Raw genomic sequence first — 19,282 nt, 5'->3', positions numbered from 1 at the left:
GAAATCCCCGGTACCGGCGTAGCTCAGGTTCTCCAGGTTGGCACCCAGGGTATAGCTACTCAGCAGGGTATGTACCCGATCGACACCAGCATTCAGCCCCTCAATCACCACATCTCCAGTATTGTCGACGATATACATATCGTTACCCGTACCACCGCTCATGGTATCGGCACCTGGCCCTCCATTAAGCAAATCATTGCCAGCACCACCTATGAGTATGTCGTCACCAAGGCCATTGCCACCGCTGAGGATGTCATTGCCGTCACCACCATCAACAACATCATTACCTCCCGCACCATTCAAGGTGTCATTACCACCCAGCCCCTGAATCTCATCGTCAAGCGCGGTCCCGATGATTACATCATCCCCAGCCGTACCGACGATCACGCTAGCCACCGCCGAAGTCGCCACCGAGGTCACTGTCTCCAGCGCGCCAAGGCCATCGGTGTAGGTAACCATCACCCGCAGCTGCAACCCGACATGCGCCAGGGTCGGGCTGAAGGTCTGCTGAGTGGCGCCAACGATGTTGTTGAAGACGCCGCCGCTACCCGACTGCCATTGGTAGGCCAGCGCCGGATTAGCCGGGCCGTCCGGGTCGGTGAAGGCGCGGGTGGCGGTCAGTTGCTGGCCGACTATCGGCGTGGTGTCGCTGATCAGCATGGTACCGACCGGTGCGTCGTTCACGGCTACTGCCGAAACCGTGGCGGTCGGGGTCGAGAACACGGTCTCGAGCACACCCTGGGCGTCCTGGTAGACGGCCTTGACGCGCAGGCTCAGCCCTTCGAGATCCTCGGTTACGCGGAAGGTCGGGCCAGTTGCTGTGTCCACGCCTACGCCGGTGGCGATGGTGATGTCTTCGAACAGGCCCGTGCCGGTGAAATCGGCCTGCCAGGTGTAGCTCACAGGCCCAGTGACACGACCGATACCCGGGTTGTCGGCATCGGTCACGCCCTCAACCCCGGCACTCAGCAACGAGCCAACTTCGGGGGTGAAGTCATTGATCGACGCCAGGCCCACGGCTTCAGCGTTCAAACCATCGACCAACACCAGCGACTGATCGTTGAACTGCAAGCGTTCGATGCCGCTGAGCCGGTCGGTACCGTCGGTGCCGACGTTATCGATGACCATGTAGTTGCCGGGGCCGGTTTCGACCACGGTGTAGTCCGACAGCAGGCCGGCGTATTCCGCCGTGTCGAAGTTGAAGCCGCCGGAGCCAGGCAGGATTTCACGGGCGATCTGCAACTGCCCGGGGTTGTATGTGCGATTGAGCATCAACGGGATCAGCGGCACCATGCTGTCATAGCTGGCGATCTCGTCCCCGGTTGGCAGGCCATTGGCGTCGACACCGGCACGCACGCTGATGCGCACGTTCAGCCACTTGTCACCGTCGATGATGTCATCGCCGGCACGGCCCTCGATGATGTCGCTGCCATCGCCACCGAGCATGATATTGCCGGCGCCAAAGGAGGTCACGTTGCTGCCCATGGCGTTGTTGAGCAGCTCCTGCAGGCCGTGAACCAAGCCGATATTGGTCAGCACGCTGCCTTGGGCGCCGGAGTTGGCGATCTGCAGGGCATCGCGGTCATCGCCGCGCAGGTAATCGCTGAACGCCGACCCGGAAAGGCCTTCGACGAACGAAAAGCGCGCGATGATGCCCGCCGCGAGCGGCCCTGGCCCCACGCCTACGGCGCGAACGTTCATGTCCACGCCAACGCCGACCTGGTCATCCTTGAAGGTGACCCAGTCGAAGCCGGAGGCGCCCAGGTACTTGTCGCCGGCATCGGCGTTGCCGACCATGATGTCATCGCCCCCCTCGGCGTTCATGATGTCGGGACCGCCGCTGCCGAGAAACACATCGTTGCCGATCACCAGGTCGCGGTTGAAGGGGTCGAAGTTGTCGCCCGGGTTGCCGTCAAGGTTGCCCTGTTCCAGCCAATCGTCACCCTCGTTGCCCATATCCTGTTCGTTGGCCTGGCTGCCCAGGATGAAGTCGTTGCCCGGGCCGCCGAAGGCTTCCGAGGCGTCCGAACCGGTGAAGATGAAATCCTGGCCGAAGCCGCCGAGCACCAGGTTGAGGCCGTTGCCACCCAGGATCACGTCGTTGCCTTCGCTACCTTGCAGATTGTCGTCGCCGCCGATGTCGGTCAGGATGTCGTCGCCGGCACCGCCGCGCAGGTTGTCGTTGCCGTAGCCGCCTTCGAGGTAGTCGTCGCCGCCGTCGCCCCACAGGGTGTCATCGTCGGAATCGCCGGCAATCAGGGTGTCGTTGCCCTCGGTGCCGCCGAGTACCACGGTTTCCGCCCCGGTGTACTTCAGGTAGTTGGATTCAACCAGCGGTGTGGTCGGGTCGTCGCGGATGACCAACGGCACCAGAGGGTTGTCGCCAACCGGGTCAGGCGCGGATTGCCGCGTCGGGTCTGCCTCTAGAATCAGGCTGGTGAGGAACACCAGGCCCGGCAGGTGGGTGGCACTGCTATTGGCCATGATCAGTTTGGCGAACGAGCTGTTCTCCAGTTCGGTCAGGAAGTTCTGGCCGGCGGCGCGCTCCAGGTAGTAGAAGCGGTCACCGTTTTGCAACTTCTCGAGCTGTTCTTCAAAGACGAAGTTGAAGGTCGAGCCGAGGAAGCCGCCGAACGGGGTTTTCTCCTCGGCGAGGCCGCCGATCCAGAAGTCGACTGCGTCCAGACCGGTAGTGGTTACACCGTTCGCGGCGCTGGCCCAGGCTCCGGTGCTATAGAGGAAGTCGATACGGTCGGCCGGCTCGCCGACGCCACCGAGCACGATGGCGGCCGCCGCCTCGCGCTTGCCGTCCAGCGTGGTTTGCGCCGTGATGGTCGAGTGGGTGCCATAGGCCGCAATGAAGTTGATCAAGGACTCGGGGTGCTTGATGTGCTGCACGAAGTCGGCCCAACTGCTGTAGGGCTTCAACTGCGCGTCGCCAGTGCCGTGGTAGAAGTCCCGACGTGCCGCGTTCAAGGACGGAATGCCGGTATCACGGCCACGGGCGATGTTGATGGCAGCCAGGTCGAGCGGCAGACCAACCAGGTTGTTGCGCAGCGCCTCGGTGACGAACTCGTCGATCTCGTTACCAACCTGGCGAGTGACGCCGCGAATAATCGCGCCGGCCGCCTCGTCGGGGGTCGCACCGCTTGCGGCAAACGCCTGCGGGTTGAGGAAGGCCTGGATCAGGCCGATTTCGCTGGAGACAAAGTTCGCATCCAGGCGGTCGATGGTCTCGGTCAGCATCGAGTGGCCGAAGCGATACACGGTGTGGGCGAATTCGGCCACGATCGAGGGGTCGATCTCGCTCTGGTAGTTCTGGAAGTTCGGGATGAACACGTCGATGTTCGGCTGGATGGTGCGGGCGAACTCCTCGAAGACCAGGTGCTGGTACTGCATCTCGGTACCGAACTTGGCGGTCTGGAACAGCCGTTCACCGTTCCACACCAGGCTGTTCAAATCGGCCGGCACTGCGACGACCGGCACCAGCAGCCACTCATTGAGGAACGAGACATCGCCTCCACCCGCCGTCTCGAGCACCACATCCTTGGTGTGCTGAACCAAACGGTTGTGTTCCGAGTGGAAAATATGGTGAACCGCGGTCAGGCCGATGTTCTCGTTGACCCGGCCGTCACCGGCGATGTAGTGCGCGTCGAGCAGTTCGTTGTCGTAAGTGCCGGGTTCTGACAGGCCTACGACATTATCCGAGTCAGGCGCCAGTCCAGCAGGCGCCGCGTTATGGGCGATGTCGATGAGGAACTGGTGTCCGGTACGCACGGCGTTGGTCAGGTCGACCGGCGCCAGCGGATTGCCTTCCTGCAGGAAGTCGTCGGCGGTCCCGGCAATGCCGTCGATGCCTTTCATCACCACTTGCGGGAAGCCGTTTGGCCCCTTGATGAAGTTACCGTAGGCGTCGGTGGCCAGCAGTGGCAGGTTTTCGACATCGGCATCGGTCAGGTTGATGCCCAGAATGTCACGCGCCTGCGCCTTGACCACTTTCCAGGTGGCCATGCCGCCGATTTCCACATCATCCGCCGTGCCGAATATGCCATCGGCGCCCAGCTCGCGGTTGGTGATCAGGCGCCCGGTTGCCACCGGTTCGCCGTTGGCATTGAACGCATAGGCACGCAGGAACACCTGGTGCGACGGGTGCGAGCTGTAGGTCTGGTTCTGGTCGACGAACGGCGAGGTGGTGTTGCTCTGCTGGTGAATGTCGTCGGCAGTTCCCAGCACGCCATCGGCTCCGGGCAGATTGGTGGCACGGGTCATGACCATGAAGTTGGTCGGGCTGCCGGGCACGAACAGCGGGTCGTCCGGTTGCAGCGGCATGAACACCGTGCCGCTGCCACCCTTGGTCACCAGATCCAGACCATGGTCGAAGAATTGACCGAAAAAGGTCATCCAGGCGTTGAACGGTGCGGTCAGGCCAATATCGGCTGCCACGTTCGGCAAGAAGAAGGTCTGGAAGGGCGTACCGTCCGCGCGCAGCCCATCGACCACCTCGGCACCGGCGTTAGTCGCCGCCGCAGCCACCGCCGCCGGGTTGTTGGCGGTCTGGTCGACGATCAGGTTGCTGATGGTGCGCGGTTGCGAATCCTGCACAAAACCGCTGGTCTGGCTGTATGAGGTGGTTTCTCCGACATTGACGCCGCCAGGCCCGTCTTCGACCGTCAGGGTCTCAGCATCCTGGAACAGCGGATCCAGCAAGCGCGGGAACACTGGCTCGGCCGCGCCGAAGGTGCTTTGGTTCGGCATCAGGTTATTGAAGGTGCCGTCCACCGTGCGCAGGCCGACTGCCATGCGTGGATGCGGCACCAGATCAAGGATGTCCTCGCCTGCCGCATTGCGTTCCGCGAGCTTGATCTGATCCAGGATGAACTGCAGGTCGGAGCCGAGGAAGTGCACGCCTTCACTGACGATGCCGTTTTGCGGGCCGTTGATCAGGGCGGCCGGCGCAGGGGCCGGTGTGCCGGCAGCGACTACCGCGGTGGGGGCGGAAAACACCGTTTCGTTGACCCCGTTGGCGTCCAGGTAGTGGGCCTTGACGCGCAGGGCAAAACCCTGAAGCTCCTGAGTCACCGTCCACTTCGGCCCAAGCACGTCTGGCGCCAGCCGTGGTGCGAGCTGGTAGCTGATGTCCTCAAAAATGCCCGAACCGGCGTCGCGCTCGAACTGCCAGATATAGGTGACACGGCCGGCAATACCGTCGGCGTCGGCAACAGTGCCCAGGGAGACAGTGAGTTGCTGGCCGACCGCCGGAGTCAGGTCAGACAGGGACAGCTGGCCGGTAGGCTCATTGTTCAGGCCCGTCACCAGGACGATGGACTGGTCATTGAACTGCAGCCGCTCAATATTGGTGAGCCGATCGATCCCGTCGCCGTTGATGAAGGTGTCCTCCACCGTGACGATGTCATCGCTCAAGTCGCCCGGGGTGCCATTGTCGTCGACGCTGATGATGTATTCGCTGGCCAGGCCGGTGAACACCGCCGTATCGAAGCCTCCGTCATTAGCGTCCAGTACCTCACGAGCGATCACCAGCTGGCCGGGGTTGTAGGTGCCGTTGAGCATCAGCGGTACCAGCGGGATCATGCTGTCGTAGCTGGCGATTTCCGCGCCGCTGCCGTCAATGTTCTCGCGCACACTGATGCGCACGTTCAGCCATTGGTCGCCGTCGATGATGTCGTCGCCGCCACGCCCTTCGATGATGTCGCTGCCGGCGCCACCCAGGATGATGTTGCCGGCGTCGAACGAGCTGACCGGGCCACCCAGGGAGTTTTCCAGCAAGGCGCGCAGACCTGCAATCAGGTCAATATTGGTCAGAACGCTGCCGGTGAAGCCCGCACCCTGAATTTGCGTGGAGTCAACATCGTCGCCGCGCAGGATATCGGCGTGGGACGATCCGGACAGACCTTCCACCTGGAAGTAGGTGGCTTCCAGCGGCGCCGGGGTGACCACCAGCGGGTTTCTGAACATGTCCTGGGTGACGCCGAAGCGGCTGTCCTTCCAGGTGACCCAGTCGAAACCGGACACACCGTCGTACTTGTCGTTACCTTCGCTGCCGACAATGATGTCGTCACCGCCCTCCCCCAGCGCCTCGTCGAAGCCGCCATCACCGAGGAATACGTCGTTGCCGATCACCTGATCCTGGCTGAGCGGATCGAAGTTGTCGCCGGCGGCACCATCCTGCAAGCCCAGTTCGAGCCAGTCGTCGCCTTCGTTGCCGTTCGGGAAGGCGTCCAGGCGTGAGCCGAGGATGAAGTCGTTGCCGGTGCCACCGAAGATGTCGGAGAAATCCTCACCGTTGACGATGAAGTCGTTACCCGCATCACCGAGGATCAGGTTAAGACCGTTGCCGCCGTGAATGACGTCATTGCCGTCGCCACCGTGAATGATGTCGTCGCCACCGCGATCGGCAATGATGTCGTCACCGTCGCCGCCGAACAGGTTGTCGGCACCGTAACCGCCGTCGAGGTAATCGTTGCCGGCATCGCCATACAGGGTGTCGTCGTCGGAGTCACCAGCGATGAGGATGTCATCGCCCGCCGTACCGCCGAGCACCACGGTCTCGTCGCCGGTGTAGTGCAGGTAGTTGCTGTCAGGCCCGACCGTATCGGGGTTGTCGCGAATGACCAGCGCGGTGAAGAAATCCTCGCGCCCCGAGCCGGCGGCATGGGACGAAGGGCCAACTGGGTCGTCATTGGCCGTCAGGTCATCCGCCGTGCCCACTATGCCGTCGAGGCCGGCAATCACGCCCGGGTTGTACTGCAGGGACTGATTCACCTCAAGCGTGAGTCCCGGGGTCTGGAAGATCAGGCCCGGCAGGTGAGTCACATTGGTATTGAGCATCACCAGGTTGGAGAAAGTGTTGTTCTCCAGTTCCTTGAGGAAGTTCAGGCCCGCAAGGCGGTGCAGGTAGTAGAAACGGTCGCCGTCCTGCAAGGCTTCCAGTTGGGTCTCGAAGACGAAGTTGAAGGTGGAACCGAGGAAGCCGCCGAAGGGCATTTTTTCCTCGGCAAGGCCGCCGATCCAGAAGTCGATATCGTCCAGACCTGTGCTGGTCACACCGTCAGCGCCGCTGGCCCAAGCTCCGGTGCTGTACAGGAAGTCGAGACGGTCGGCCGGCTCGCCGGCGCCGCCGAGCACAATGGCCGTCGCCGCTTCGCGCATACCAACGAGTGTGGTTTGCGAGGTGATGCTCGAGTGGGTGCCGTAGGCGGCGATGAAGTTGATCAACGACTCCGGGTGCTTGATGTTCTCCGAGAAGTCGACCCAACTGCTGTAGGGCTTCAACTGGGCGTCGCCGGTACCGTCAAAGAAAGTACGGCGCGCAGCGTTCAGGGATGGAATGCCGGCATCTCGTCCGCGGGCAATATTGATGGCTGGCAAATCCAGCGGCAGGCCGACCAGATTGTTGCGTAGCGCCTCGGTCACGAACTCGTCGATCTCGTTGCCGACCTGGCGGGTCAGGCCGCGCACGATGGCGCCGGCGGCTTCATCCGGGGTCGGGCCACTGGCAGCGAACTCCAGGGGGTTGAGGAAGGCCGCAATCAGGCCAATCTCACTGGAGCCGAAGGTGGGGTCGAAACGGTCAATGGTCTCGGTCAGCATGGAGTGACCGAAGCGATACACCGTGTGGGCGAACTCGGCGACTATCGAGGGGTCGACCGTGGCGTCGAAATCTATGAAGGCGTTGATCTGTGGCTGGATGCTGCGGGCGAACTCTTCGAATACCAGGTGCTGGTACTGCATCTCGGTGCCGAACTTGGCGGCCTGGAACAGGCGTTCGCCGTTCCAGTCGAGCGTCGAAGTGTCCGCTGGGATTGACGCTACGGGCGTCAGCAGCCACTGATTGAGGAAATCCAGATCGCCTGAATTGATGATCTCGGCCTTGGTAACTTCCACCAGCCGGTTATGCTCGGAGTGGAAGATGTGGTGCACGGTGGTCAGGCCGATGTTCTCGTTGACCCGGCCGTCGCCGGCGATGTAGTGCGCATCAAGCAGCTCGTTGTCGTAGAAGCCTGCGGCCACCGGGCCGCCGGCGACGTCGTCGGCATCGGGCGCCAACATTGCGCCGGTCTGGCTGTTTACCGGAACGGCATTGTGGGCGATGTCGATGAGGAACTGGTGCTCGGTGCTCACGGCGTTGGTCAGATCGACCGGCGCGGCGAGATTGCCCTCGACCAAGGAACCGTCCGCCATCACCACCTGCGGGAAGCCGTTCGGGCCCTTGATGAAATTGCCATAGTCATCGGTAGCCAGCAGCGGCACGTCTTCGAAATTGGCATCGGTCAGGTTGATACCCAGAATATCGCGCGCCTGCGCCTTGACCACCGCCCAGGTGGCCATGCCACCGATTTCCACATCATCTGCGGTGCCGAATTGGCCGTCGGGCCCCAGGTTGCGGTTGGTGATCAGCTTGCCAGTCGCCACTGGCTTGCCGGACACATCGAGCACATAGGCACGCAGGAATACCTGGTGCGACGGGTGCGAGCTGTAGGTCTGGTTCTGGTCGACAAACGGCGAAGTAGTGTTGCTGTGCTCATGGATATCGTCGGCGGTGCCGAGAATGCCGTCCGGCCCCGGCTGGTTGGTGGCACGCGTCACCACCATGAAGTTGGTTTGGCCGCCGGGTACATACAGCGGATCATCCGGTTGCAGCGGGATGAACACCGTGCCGCTGCCACCTTTGGTGACCAGATCCAGACCGTGATCGAAGAACTGGCCAAAGAAGGTCATCCAGGAGTTGAACGAGACGGTCAGGCCCACATCCGGCGAGATATTCGGAATGTGGAAAACCTCATGATCGTCGGCGGTACCGAAAATACCGTCCAGACCAGGACTGGGAACAATTGCAGCCCCCCCGTTAGCCGCCGCGGCAGCCACGGCTGCCGGGTTATTGGCGGTCTGGTCGACGATCAGGTTGCTGATGGTGCGTGGCTGCGAGTCGAATACATAACCGCTGGTCTGCTGGTAGCTCGTCGGGTCGCCAACTTGCTGGCCCCCTGGCCCGTCCAGGTCGACCGAAACGGGCTGTGCAGCTCTGAATAGCGGAGTCAGCAGCCGCGGGAATACCGTATCGGCAGCGCCGAACAGGCTACTACCCGGATTCAGGTTATTACCCTCACCCGAAACCGTGCGCATACCAAAGGGCAATTCGGTGTTGGGGATCAGATTGGTAATATCTTCACCAGCTGCGTTGGCTTCGGCGATCAGGATCTGTTGAAGAATGAACTCAAGATCGGACTTGATGAAGGTGGCCATGGCTGTTACCTCAATGTTCAAGACGCCGAAGCGCATAAACAGAAAGCCACGGGCATGCATCGACCTCGCAAAGGCGTGGCTCAGCGTTGCAATTCAGAAAATGGCTAATGCCGGGGGATGGGCCAAACGCTCTCTACACCGCTAGCCTGTGCTGATCAGCGCCCAACATGGTTTGGCTTTATCCCATCAACACCGAAGCAAGATCCGGTGTTGCGCCTCAGGCATAGGGCGGCCCACGGAGTTGTGGGTCTAAGACATGCCCTAGCGATGAAAGCCGTGCTTTCGGGTGACGCGAAACACTGTTCATGGTGTGTCTCTTCCGCCGGTGGCTGGCATAAGCCATTGCGCCCTCTCCAGCGCAATATGCTTCGTCAACAATCACTCACGTCTAGACTAAAGTTCGCGAACAGGACCATGTCAATATATAGACAATAAATATTGTCTGACCCGCACACATATCATAAGTAACTGATAAATATAGAAATACTTAAAACAACAAGCTCTTCACAAAGAAATGACAAATTTTTCACATCCAACTAACAAAATTTTCACATTTAACTAACCAACTCTTCACACATAACTAACTGGATTTGAAACTTGCCTGCCGCGTCGTTTCGCTGGCATTTGGTTTCTGCAGCCGACCTGACTTATGGCTTATGTTGAAGTCCACTATTTAGGGCGGCTCGACACACATGCAATCAGGCGCTACACGGCCTGGCGAATAACACGCCTGGCTTACTGACCGGGGACACTTACAGACTGTTGAAAAACGTAGGCGAGGCGGCCATCGCAAGGCAAAAACAGGCGAAAAAGCGGAGTTTACGAGCTGTAAATGAGCATTTTGATCGGACTCGCGCCCGAGCCTGTTTTTAACGCAGCGAGGCAACGCAGGTAGTTTTTCAACAGCCTGTTAGGTGTTGCATGGGGCTTTTGGGGAAGAGTGATCCTGCTTGCAAGGGCCGCATAGGTAGGGTGCGCCGTGCGCACCAAGAGCCTGTAGCCAGCGCTGGTGCGCACGGCGCACCCTACGAGGTCAGATCCTTCACACTTAAGCGCCAAAGCCTGAACGCAACACACTAATGGCACATAGCCATCAGCAAGGGGCAGCAGAAGCAGAAATATCGATAACTTGCCAGGGGAAAACGGAGAACATCGGCACATTGCGAGCCTGCCGTGGGCTCAGCACCTTGCAAGCGGCTCTACTCGTCCTCGTTGACCCGATCGCGCAGCTCCTTACCCGGTTTGAAATGCGGTACGAACTTGCCATCAAGGGGTACCGACTGACCGGTTTTAGGGTTACGGCCCACGCGAGGGGCGCGGTAGTGCAGAGAGAAACTGCCGAAGCCGCGAATTTCAATGCGGTCACCCGTAGCCAATGCCTGGGACATCTGTTCCAGCATGGTCTTGATGGCCAGCTCGACATCTTTGTTTGAGAGCTGCCCCTGATGGGTGACGATCCTTTCGATCAACTCCGACTTGGTCATGTTTTTCCCTTCTTTTTCAAGCGGCTAGATCACTCGATAGGATGGTTTTAGCATGCTGCTCAGCATTTGAACAGCCCACAAATCAATTGATCGCCCCACGAGGTCGCCGACAGGTTTACGGCACACCCCACATCCATGTAGAAGGCGCCGGGCGGCGTTCCGACCCCGCGGCGAATGCAGCCCGCAGGGCTGCCAGGTTGATCGTCCACAGTCCGAGACAAAAACCTTGGCCGCAGACTCTCCCTGGTTGGTGCGACGCCGCTGCCGATCACCGGGAGCCAAGGGTCGTGCCGGGATACTCGGCTACGCCGACGGCCCCTCCCCCACGCAAATTCTGCGACTGAACTAGACTTATGCAGCAAGTAGGGTATGCGGATCTCTGGCTTGGCCCAGACACGGATGGCGCGACCCCAAGCATTTCAGCGCAGGTGCGGATTTTTGTCCGATACGCCGACATGCGTGGGCAGTCGAGAGCCTGGCAACAGATCATGCTGTCACGTGCCTGTGTTTGGTTGCGCTAATGCAAGAGCATTGAGGAGTCGCGCGGATGCCCATACCGGCGAATCTCGCGTCCCCGTCGTCGGCCTTGCCACTAAAGGCCAGCCAGGGTGCGCCTGGACCGAGTTCGGCGCCTACGTCGAATTCGCGCCTGCCTGGGTGGCAAAGGGTGTTCGCGCCCTTGCGCCGTTTGAGTCGATCGAGCCAATTCGTGATTGCCGCGTCGATCATCCTCGGGCTGACCATGACCTTCGTCGGCAACCTGGTCAGCAAGACCATCGAACGCTCGTCAGTGCAGGCGGCAGCAGATGCTGGCGCCTTGTACATGACCACCTTCCTGGAGCCCTATGTTCAGGAGCTGACAACGACCGGCAGACTTTCCGTGCAGACCGCTCAAGCCATTGACCACCTGATGACCAGTCCCACACTGAACTCCCATGTGATCTCGGTCAAAATCTGGAGCCCGGATGGCACGGTCATCTACAGCACCAACAAGGAAGTGGTGAACAAGTCGTTTTCGACAGCGGAGATCGACCTGGCATTCGAGGGGAATACGGTAACGGAATGGGGCACGCTGAACGAAGCAGAAAATAGCTATGAGCGCAGCCTGGGCATTCCTCTTTATGAGATTTATGCCCCGCTGCGTGAGTTCGGCACGGGCAAGATCATTGCCGTTGGCGAGTTCTATGAACTGGCGGAAGTGCTTGAGCAAGAAATCGCGCGTGTCCGTCAGGAAGTGTGGATCGTCGTCGGCACCGCTACCGTGGCGATGTTGTTGCTGCTGTTCGCCATCGTGCACCGTGGCGAACGGATCATTATGCAGCAACAGCATGCGCTCAGCAGACAAATGCAAGAGCAGACCCAACTGCACGCAAAGAACATCGGTCTGCAGCGCAAGATCACCACCGCGAACCAGGCATTCTCGCGTATCAACGAACTCACCCTGCGCCGTTGCGGCGCCGATCTGCATGATGGCCCAGCCCAGTTGTTGACCCTGATCCTCGTCAGGCTCGATGAGCTCAACACCTTGCAAGAGCGCAACAGAAACAGTGCCCAACCGGAAGGCGATGCACTCGAGACGATCAGGAGCGCCGCTCAGGACGCCCTACGCGAGGTTCGCGAAATTTCTCGTGGTCTGGCGCTTCCGGAAATCAACGGCATAAGCTTGCGCCAGGAGCTGGAACTCGCCGTGCAGCGCCATCAACAACGAACCGAAACCAAGGTCGACCTCACCTGCAGATCGCTGCCGGAAAACGTGCCGGCGCCGTACAAGGTCTGCATCTATCGCTTTATCCAGGAAGCGCTGAACAATGCCTATCGCCATGCCGGCGGCAAGGGCCAGGTCGTCCTCGCCTCCTATGACCAGGGTTTGCTCAGGATACAGGTGACCGATGCCGGCGACGGGATAGACACCGACAGCCTGGAGACCACAGGTACGGGCAGAACGCGCCTGGGCTTGGCCGGTATGCGCTACCGCGTCGAATCGCTGGGAGGGAAGTTCCATATCCACTCCATACCCGGCACCGGCACCAAGGTAAGCGCACAGTTCAGACTGGACGACCCAGGCAAACCGCCCTCTGACACGACTGGCGACTTGGCGTCTACCCAAGAGTAGCCATCCGATCGTCCCCGCGTCGAGGCGTCGAGGCGTCGGACCGACTGCGTGGCCATGCAGCCCGAGACGCTCCGCGCCCAGCACGACGGACGTAGAACGTCCAAAGCACACGAGTGTCGCGTCAACCATGAAATGTCGGTTCAATGCCAGGCTGTGTGGGAGGGGCCGGGCGGCGTTCCGCTTCAGCCGCGATGCTTTGCGCCCTCAAGGTCAATCGCGGCTAAAGCCCCTCCCACGGGAAGCGACAGATTAATCGTGTCGTGACACTAGTGTGCTGCCTCAAAATTATTGTTTCGCTGACACCGGCCCGTAGGGTGTGCGGGGCCGCCTAGGCCGTGCGCACCAGGGGTTGGCAGCGGTGCGGCCCCGCCCCCTTGACAGGCCAGCCGCAGCCCTAGTTCACATCCCTGTCTGGCGGGGTGGGCAGCAGTCGCTGACTGACCTGGCGCGGCTTGACGCGCGATAGATGCTCATTTTTCCAGTGGAGCCTGATGGCCGTGACCGCCTCCACCCGATTACGCGCATGGAGCTTTTGCATGACACTGGTCATGTAATGCTTGACGGTTTTCTCGCTCAGCGAAAACTTTTCGGCAACTTCGCGGTTGGTCAGCCCGTTGGCGACCTCACGGATAATTTGCTCTTCGCGGTGGGTAAGCTCGGCGACACTCTTTTCATCGTCGTTATGCTTCTTGAGATTGCTGATCAGCTTGCTGGCAAAACCTGGCGTGATGAATGTTTGTCCCAGCGCCACGTTTTTAATCGCCTGCACCAACTCCGGCCCACTTATACCTTTGAGTACATAACCCTTGGCGCCAGCCTCCAAAGCGGTATAGGCATCGTCTTCGGATTCGGACACAGTCAACATCATTACCTTGACCGTCGGCGTAGCCGAAACAATGGAACGTACGGCGGCAAAACTGTCGCCGGGCATATTTACGTCCATCAAAATCACATCAGGCATGTGCTTGATCGCAATGGCTTTGGCTTCATCGGCAGAACCACCCTGCTCCACCACCTCGAACTCGGCAACTCTCCTGAGCGCCGCAACGACGCCCTGCCTCAAGAGCGGATGATCGTCAACTATGCAAATCCTGATTCTGGAACTCATTGATCGTCCCTCCGTCGCGCCGGGCTTTGCCGTGATTGCAAGCACTTGCCGTGCCGTATCGGTCAGCGACCTTCTCTCCCGCCCCGAAATCGCGCGCGAGAGTATCGCGACGGTCATTGCCAGTACGGCCGGGCAAAACCCGATCAGACCTTAGTCCAATACTTATAGCAGACCAACGTCGCACCATTTGACTCGACTTCCGAATCTATCGGCTATTCGGGTACGGCTGCATCCTTTAGACCTAAAGGAATATCTGGATAAATAACATGACATTAATATTCAGAAGTGACCGTACTGTTGATCGATGCCAACAATCTGGCGCCGCCAGCAATTACGCCAGCCAGCCTTCAGCGAAGAAGGCGGCAACAGTTTCCCTCACCCAGGGCAAATGCAAGCTCGATCCTGTCAAGCTCGATCCTGTAAAGAACCATAAGCTCATCGATCAGACGCAAGCGCTTGATACGACTCGTCTGTACCTGAATGAAATCGGATTTTCCCCGCTGCTCTCCCCTCAGGAAGAACAACACTTCGCACGCCTGGCAAAACGGGGCGATCAGCAGGCCCGCAGACGCATGATCGAGAGCAACTTGCGCCTGGTGGTGAAGATTGCCCGTGGCTATCTCAACCGTGGCCTGTCTCTGCTGGATCTGATCGAAGAAGGCAATCTCGGCCTGATCCATGCGGTGGACAAATTCGACCCCGAACTGGGCTACCGATTCTCGACCTATGGCACCTGGTGGATTCGCGAAACCATCGAGCGAGCACTGATGAATCAGACCCGGACCATCCGCCTGCCGACCTATGTAATCAAGAAGCTCTATGCGTATCTCGCCGCAGGCCGTGAACTGACGCGCAAGCTCGATCATGACCCTTCGTGCGAAGAGATCGCCAAACTCATGGAAAAAAACGTCTGTGAGATCGAGAACATACGCGACTTGAATGTCTGGGTGTCTTCGCTGGATACAGCGCTCGGCGCTGGCTCCGAGAAGACCCTGCTGGACACCATCGCAGACGAGCATCCCAACGATCCGTGCGAGCTGCTACAGGACAGTGAGTTGGCACAAAGCATCAGGGAGTGGCTGGCGGAACTTCCCGATAGACAGAAAGAAGTCGTTGTTCGTCGTTTCGGTTTGCGTGGCGACGAGGGCTGTACGCTGGAAGAAATGGGCCAGGCTATCGGTCTGACACGCGAGCGGGTCAGGCAGATTCAGGCGGTGGCGCTCAAGCGCCTGCGGACCATTCTGGAGAAGAACGGCCTTTCCGGCGACGCATTGTTCCAATAACCAGCGATGCGGTAAACATCGCGATCAATACGCCAAAGCCCCGCACCAGGTGTGGGGCTTTGGTCTGTATGGGCGCTGGCGATTGATGCCCATCGAAGGAGTGGGGGACGCCTGGTTTCGTGCCCGCGCCCCCCATCAGGGCATGGCCAGCCTTCATCAAAAAATAATTAACTCGTTGTTTTATAAATATAAATTTAATCTTCACAAAGACCTGCAGGAGCGGGCCATGCCCGCGAAACGCATCGCGGGCATGGAACTGGGCGTCCCCCCGCTCCTACAATGCTGTAGAGATTTGGATATGCACGGAGTCTTGCAGGAGCCAGTAACCGTAGGATGTTGAGCAGAGCGATACCCATCGGCGGTTCATGCCTGTACCCGTTGGTGGGCGAATATCGATGATGGGTTACGGCGCGCTTGTTCTGCTGGCAGCAGGTCGACTTGCAGGCGCCTAACCTAGGCGGCCCCACCCATCCTACGGTCTTATCTTTACGCTGCTTATTGCACCAGCTCCTGCTCGCTGAACATATCGCTGAACAGCATGCTCGACAGGTAGCGCTCGCCGGAGTCCGGCAGGATGACCACGATGGTCTTGCCCTGCATCGCCGGTTCGGCGGCGATGCGCAGGGCCGCAGCCATGGCGGCGCCGCAGGAGATGCCGCAGAGGATGCCTTCTTCGCGCATCAGCCGTAGCGCCACGGCCTTGGAGTCCTCGTCGCTGACCTGCTCGACCCGATCGACCATGCTCAAGTCGAGGTTGTCCGGCACGAAACCGGCGCCGATACCCTGGATCTTGTGCGGGCTGGGCTTGAGCTCTTCGCCGGCGATGGTCTGGCTGATCACCGGCGAGTTGGTCGGCTCGACCGCCACCGAGAGAATCGCCTTGCCCCGGGCTAGCTTGATGTAGCGCGACACGCCGGTGATGGTGCCGCCGGTGCCGACGCCCGAGACCAGCACATCGATGGCGCCAGCGGTGTCGTTCCAGATTTCCGGGCCGGTGGTGGTTTCGTGGATCGCCGGATTGGCCGGGTTGTTGAACTGCTGCGGCAAGAAATACTTGGCGGGGTTGGCGGCGGCGATTTCCGTGGCGCGCTCGATGGCGCCCTTCATGCCCTTGGCCGGCTCGGTCAGCACCAGTTCGGCGCCCAGAGCCTTGAGCACCTTGCGCCGTTCCAGGCTCATCGAGGCCGGCATGGTCAGCAGCAATTGATAACCGCGTGCCGCCGCGACGAAGGCCAGGCCGATGCCGGTATTGCCCGAGGTCGGCTCGACGATGCACATACCGGGCTTGAGCAGGCCGCGCTCCTCGGCATCCCAGACCATGCTGGCGCCGATCCGGCACTTCACCGAATAGGCCGGGTTACGTCCTTCGATCTTGGCCAATATGGTGACGCCCGCCGGGCCGAGGCGGTTGATTTTGACCAGCGGAGTGTTGCCGATGGTTTGTGCGTTGTCTGCGAAGATGCGGCTCATGGCGGTGTCCTTGTGCTTGGCGGCCGGAAGAAGGCCAAAGAACTTGTGAAAAAACTCTCGCCTACTGCGACCGCCTCCATACGTCTGGAGACGGCCTCGCTACGTCGCTCGATATTTTCACAAGCGCTGAAGCCTAAGATGCCCAGGCGCCGCCGTCCAGTGTGGTGAAGGGCGGATAGGGGCACCAGCCAACTCCGGTGACGCGCAAAACGTGACCCGCCATTCAGTGACTGAATGGTGCGTCTACGTTCACAGTCGCCGGGACTGCGCGGTATAGTCGCCTTTTCAAATACTGAACCCGCGGGTATTACCCGGCACGTTACCGTTCGAGGATTTACCGATGAAGTTCGAAGGCACCCAGTCGTACGTCGCCACCGACGACCTCAAGCTGGCGGTCAACGCCGCGATTACCCTGGAGCGTCCGCTGCTGGTCAAGGGCGAGCCAGGCACCGGCAAGACCATGCTCGCCGAACAACTGGCCGAGTCCTTCGGCGCCCGTCTGATCACCTGGCATATCAAGTCCACCACCAAGGCCCACCAGGGCCTGTACGAGTACGACGCGGTCAGCCGCCTGCGTGATTCGCAGCTGGATTCGGACAAAGTCCACGACGTGCGCAACTACATCAAGAAGGGCAAACTGTGGGAAGCCTTCGAGTCGGATGAGCGGGTGATCCTGTTGATCGACGAAATCGACAAGGCCGACATCGAATTCCCCAACGACCTGCTGCAAGAACTCGACAAGATGGAGTTCTACGTTTACGAGACCGACGAGACGATCAAGGCCAAGCTACGCCCGATCATCATCATCACCTCGAACAACGAGAAGGAACTGCCGGACGCCTTCCTGCGCCGCTGCTTCTTTCACTACATCGCCTTCCCGGACCGCGTGACCCTGCAGAAGATCGTCGATGTGCACTACCCCAACATCAAGAAGGACCTGGTCGCCGAGGCGCTGGACGTGTTCTTCGACGTGCGCAAGGTGCCGGGCCTGAAGAAGAAGCCCTCGACCAGCGAACTGGTCGACTGGCTCAAGCTGCTGATGGCCGACGATATCGGCGAAGCGGTACTGCGCGAACGCGATCCGACCAAGGCCATCCCGCCGCTGGCCGGCGCCCTGGTGAAGAACGAGCAGGACGTGCAACTGCTCGAGCGCCTGGCGTTTATGAGCCGCCGCGCCTCGCGCTGAAAATCGCCCCAGGGACCGCTGCGCGTCGGCCATGCTGCGTTGAGGCCAGACTCGGAATGCTCATTTACAGTCGTAAACTCCGCTTCCTCGTCTGCCCTCGCCTTGCCTGGCTCTAGCTCGCAGCCCCTGGAACGATTTTTGGAGTCAACGATTACACGAGGATGCAGCCATGCTGCTCAACCTGTTCAATGAAATGCGCGCGGCCAAGGTGCCGGTGTCGGTGCGCGAGCTGCTCGACCTGATCAATGCGTTGAAGCACAACGTGGTGTTCGCCGACATGGACGAGTTCTACTATCTCGCCCGGGCGATCCTGGTCAAGGACGAGCGCCATTTCGACAAGTTCGACCGCGCCTTCGGCGCCTATTTCAAGGGCCTGGAGAATCTCAACCAGCACATCGAGGCCTTGATTCCCGATGAATGGCTGCGCAAGGAGTTCGAGCGTTCGCTGAGCGACGAGGAACGTGCCAGGATCGAATCCCTCGGCGGCCTGGACAAGCTGATCGAGGAATTCAAGAAGCGCCTGGAAGAGCAGAAGGAACGCCACGCCGGCGGCAACAAGTGGATCGGCACGGGCGGCACCAGCCCGTTCGGCTCCGGCGGCTTCAACCCGGAAGGCATCCGCGTCGGCGACGCCGGCCAGCGCCAGGGCAAGGCGGTCAAGGTCTGGGATCAGCGCGAATACAAGAACCTCGACGACCAGGTCGAGCTGGGCACGCGCAATATCAAGATCGCCCTGCGCCGCCTGCGCAAGTTCGCCCGCCAGGGCGCCCAGGACGAGCTGGACCTGGACGGCACCATCGACCACACCGCCAAGGACGGCGGCCTGCTCAACATCCAGATGCGCCCGGAGCGGCGCAACACGGTCAAGCTGCTGATCCTGTTCGACATCGGCGGCTCGATGGATGCCCACGTCAAGGTCTGCGAGGAGCTGTTCTCGGCCTGCAAGACCGAGTTCAAGCACATGGAGTATTTCTACTTCCACAACTGCGTGTACGAGTCGGTGTGGAAGAACAACCTGCGCCGCAGCTCCGAGCGCTTCTCCACCCAGGATCTGCTGCACAAGTACGGCGCCGACTACAAGGTGGTGTTCGTCGGCGATGCGGCCATGGCGCCCTACGAGATCACCCAGGCCGGCGGCAGCGTCGAGCATTGGAACGAAGAACCGGGCTACGTGTGGATCAAGCGTTTCATGGAGAAGTACAAGAAGCTCATCTGGATCAACCCCTACCCCAAGGACACCTGGGGCTACACCGCCTCCACCAACATCATGCGCGAGCTGCTGGAAGACAAGATGTACCCGCTGACGCTGCAGGGGTTGGAGGATGGCATGAAGTTTCTCTCCAAGTAGGCCCATGCCGGCAATACAAGTGGCTATGT

General features: G+C 60.2%; 8 protein-coding genes. 4 read left to right on the top strand and 4 right to left on the bottom strand.

From position 1 onward, the window contains the following. Both BM315_RS17040 and ihfB read right to left on the bottom strand, forming a co-directional pair. The coding region (locus tag BM315_RS17040) for a peroxidase family protein (RefSeq protein ID WP_090503187.1) at positions 1 to 9,261 on the bottom strand (9,261 nt) is incomplete at its 3' end. Positions 9,262 to 10,460: 1,199 nt separating this feature from the next. Beyond that, positions 10,461 to 10,745, bottom strand: a complete 285-nt coding sequence (gene ihfB, locus BM315_RS17035; RefSeq protein WP_079202277.1) for an integration host factor subunit beta — start codon at positions 10,743 to 10,745, stop codon at positions 10,461 to 10,463. 679 nt (positions 10,746 to 11,424) lie between these two features. Between ihfB and BM315_RS17030 the strand changes: the two genes are divergently transcribed. Next, a complete protein-coding gene (locus tag BM315_RS17030) occupies positions 11,425 to 12,858 on the top strand; it encodes a sensor histidine kinase (RefSeq protein WP_342029878.1) in 1,434 nt (477 codons plus the stop codon). 394 nt (positions 12,859 to 13,252) lie between these two features. Here BM315_RS17030 and BM315_RS17025 read toward each other — a convergent pair whose 3' ends face one another. After that, entirely contained in the window at positions 13,253 to 13,966 is a 714-nt protein-coding gene (locus BM315_RS17025) for a response regulator (RefSeq protein ID WP_090503163.1), read from the bottom strand. A gap of 266 nt (positions 13,967 to 14,232) precedes the next feature. On the opposite strand from BM315_RS17025, the gene rpoS reads away from it, so the two are divergent. Beyond that, complete coding sequence (gene rpoS, locus BM315_RS17020; protein WP_090503161.1) at positions 14,233 to 15,249, top strand: RNA polymerase sigma factor RpoS; 1,017 nt, start codon at positions 14,233 to 14,235, stop codon at positions 15,247 to 15,249. Positions 15,250 to 15,744: 495 nt separating this feature from the next. On the opposite strand, the gene cysK is transcribed toward rpoS, so the two are convergent. Continuing rightward, positions 15,745 to 16,719 (bottom strand): cysteine synthase A, encoded by a 975-nt coding sequence (gene cysK, locus BM315_RS17010; protein ID WP_090503158.1) that lies wholly within the window; start codon positions 16,717 to 16,719, stop codon positions 15,745 to 15,747. Positions 16,720 to 17,059: 340 nt separating this feature from the next. Here cysK and BM315_RS17005 point away from each other — a divergent pair, with 340 nt between their 5' ends. Both BM315_RS17005 and BM315_RS17000 read left to right on the top strand, forming a co-directional pair. Then, positions 17,060 to 17,905: an AAA family ATPase gene (locus tag BM315_RS17005; protein ID WP_090503156.1), complete on the top strand. Its 846-nt coding sequence runs from the start codon at positions 17,060 to 17,062 to the stop codon at positions 17,903 to 17,905. Positions 17,906 to 18,074: 169 nt separating this feature from the next. Further along, on the top strand, positions 18,075 to 19,253 hold the full coding sequence (locus BM315_RS17000) for a vWA domain-containing protein (protein WP_090503153.1): 1,179 nt from the start codon (positions 18,075 to 18,077) through the stop codon (positions 19,251 to 19,253). The last annotated feature ends 29 nt before the right edge of the window (positions 19,254 to 19,282 follow it).

This window comes from Pseudomonas borbori (genome assembly GCF_900115555.1).
In the GTDB taxonomy this organism is placed as follows: domain Bacteria; phylum Pseudomonadota; class Gammaproteobacteria; order Pseudomonadales; family Pseudomonadaceae; genus Aquipseudomonas; species Aquipseudomonas borbori.
Note: the sequence above shows the minus strand (reverse complement) of the source record. Positions and strands in the feature narration are given on the sequence as shown.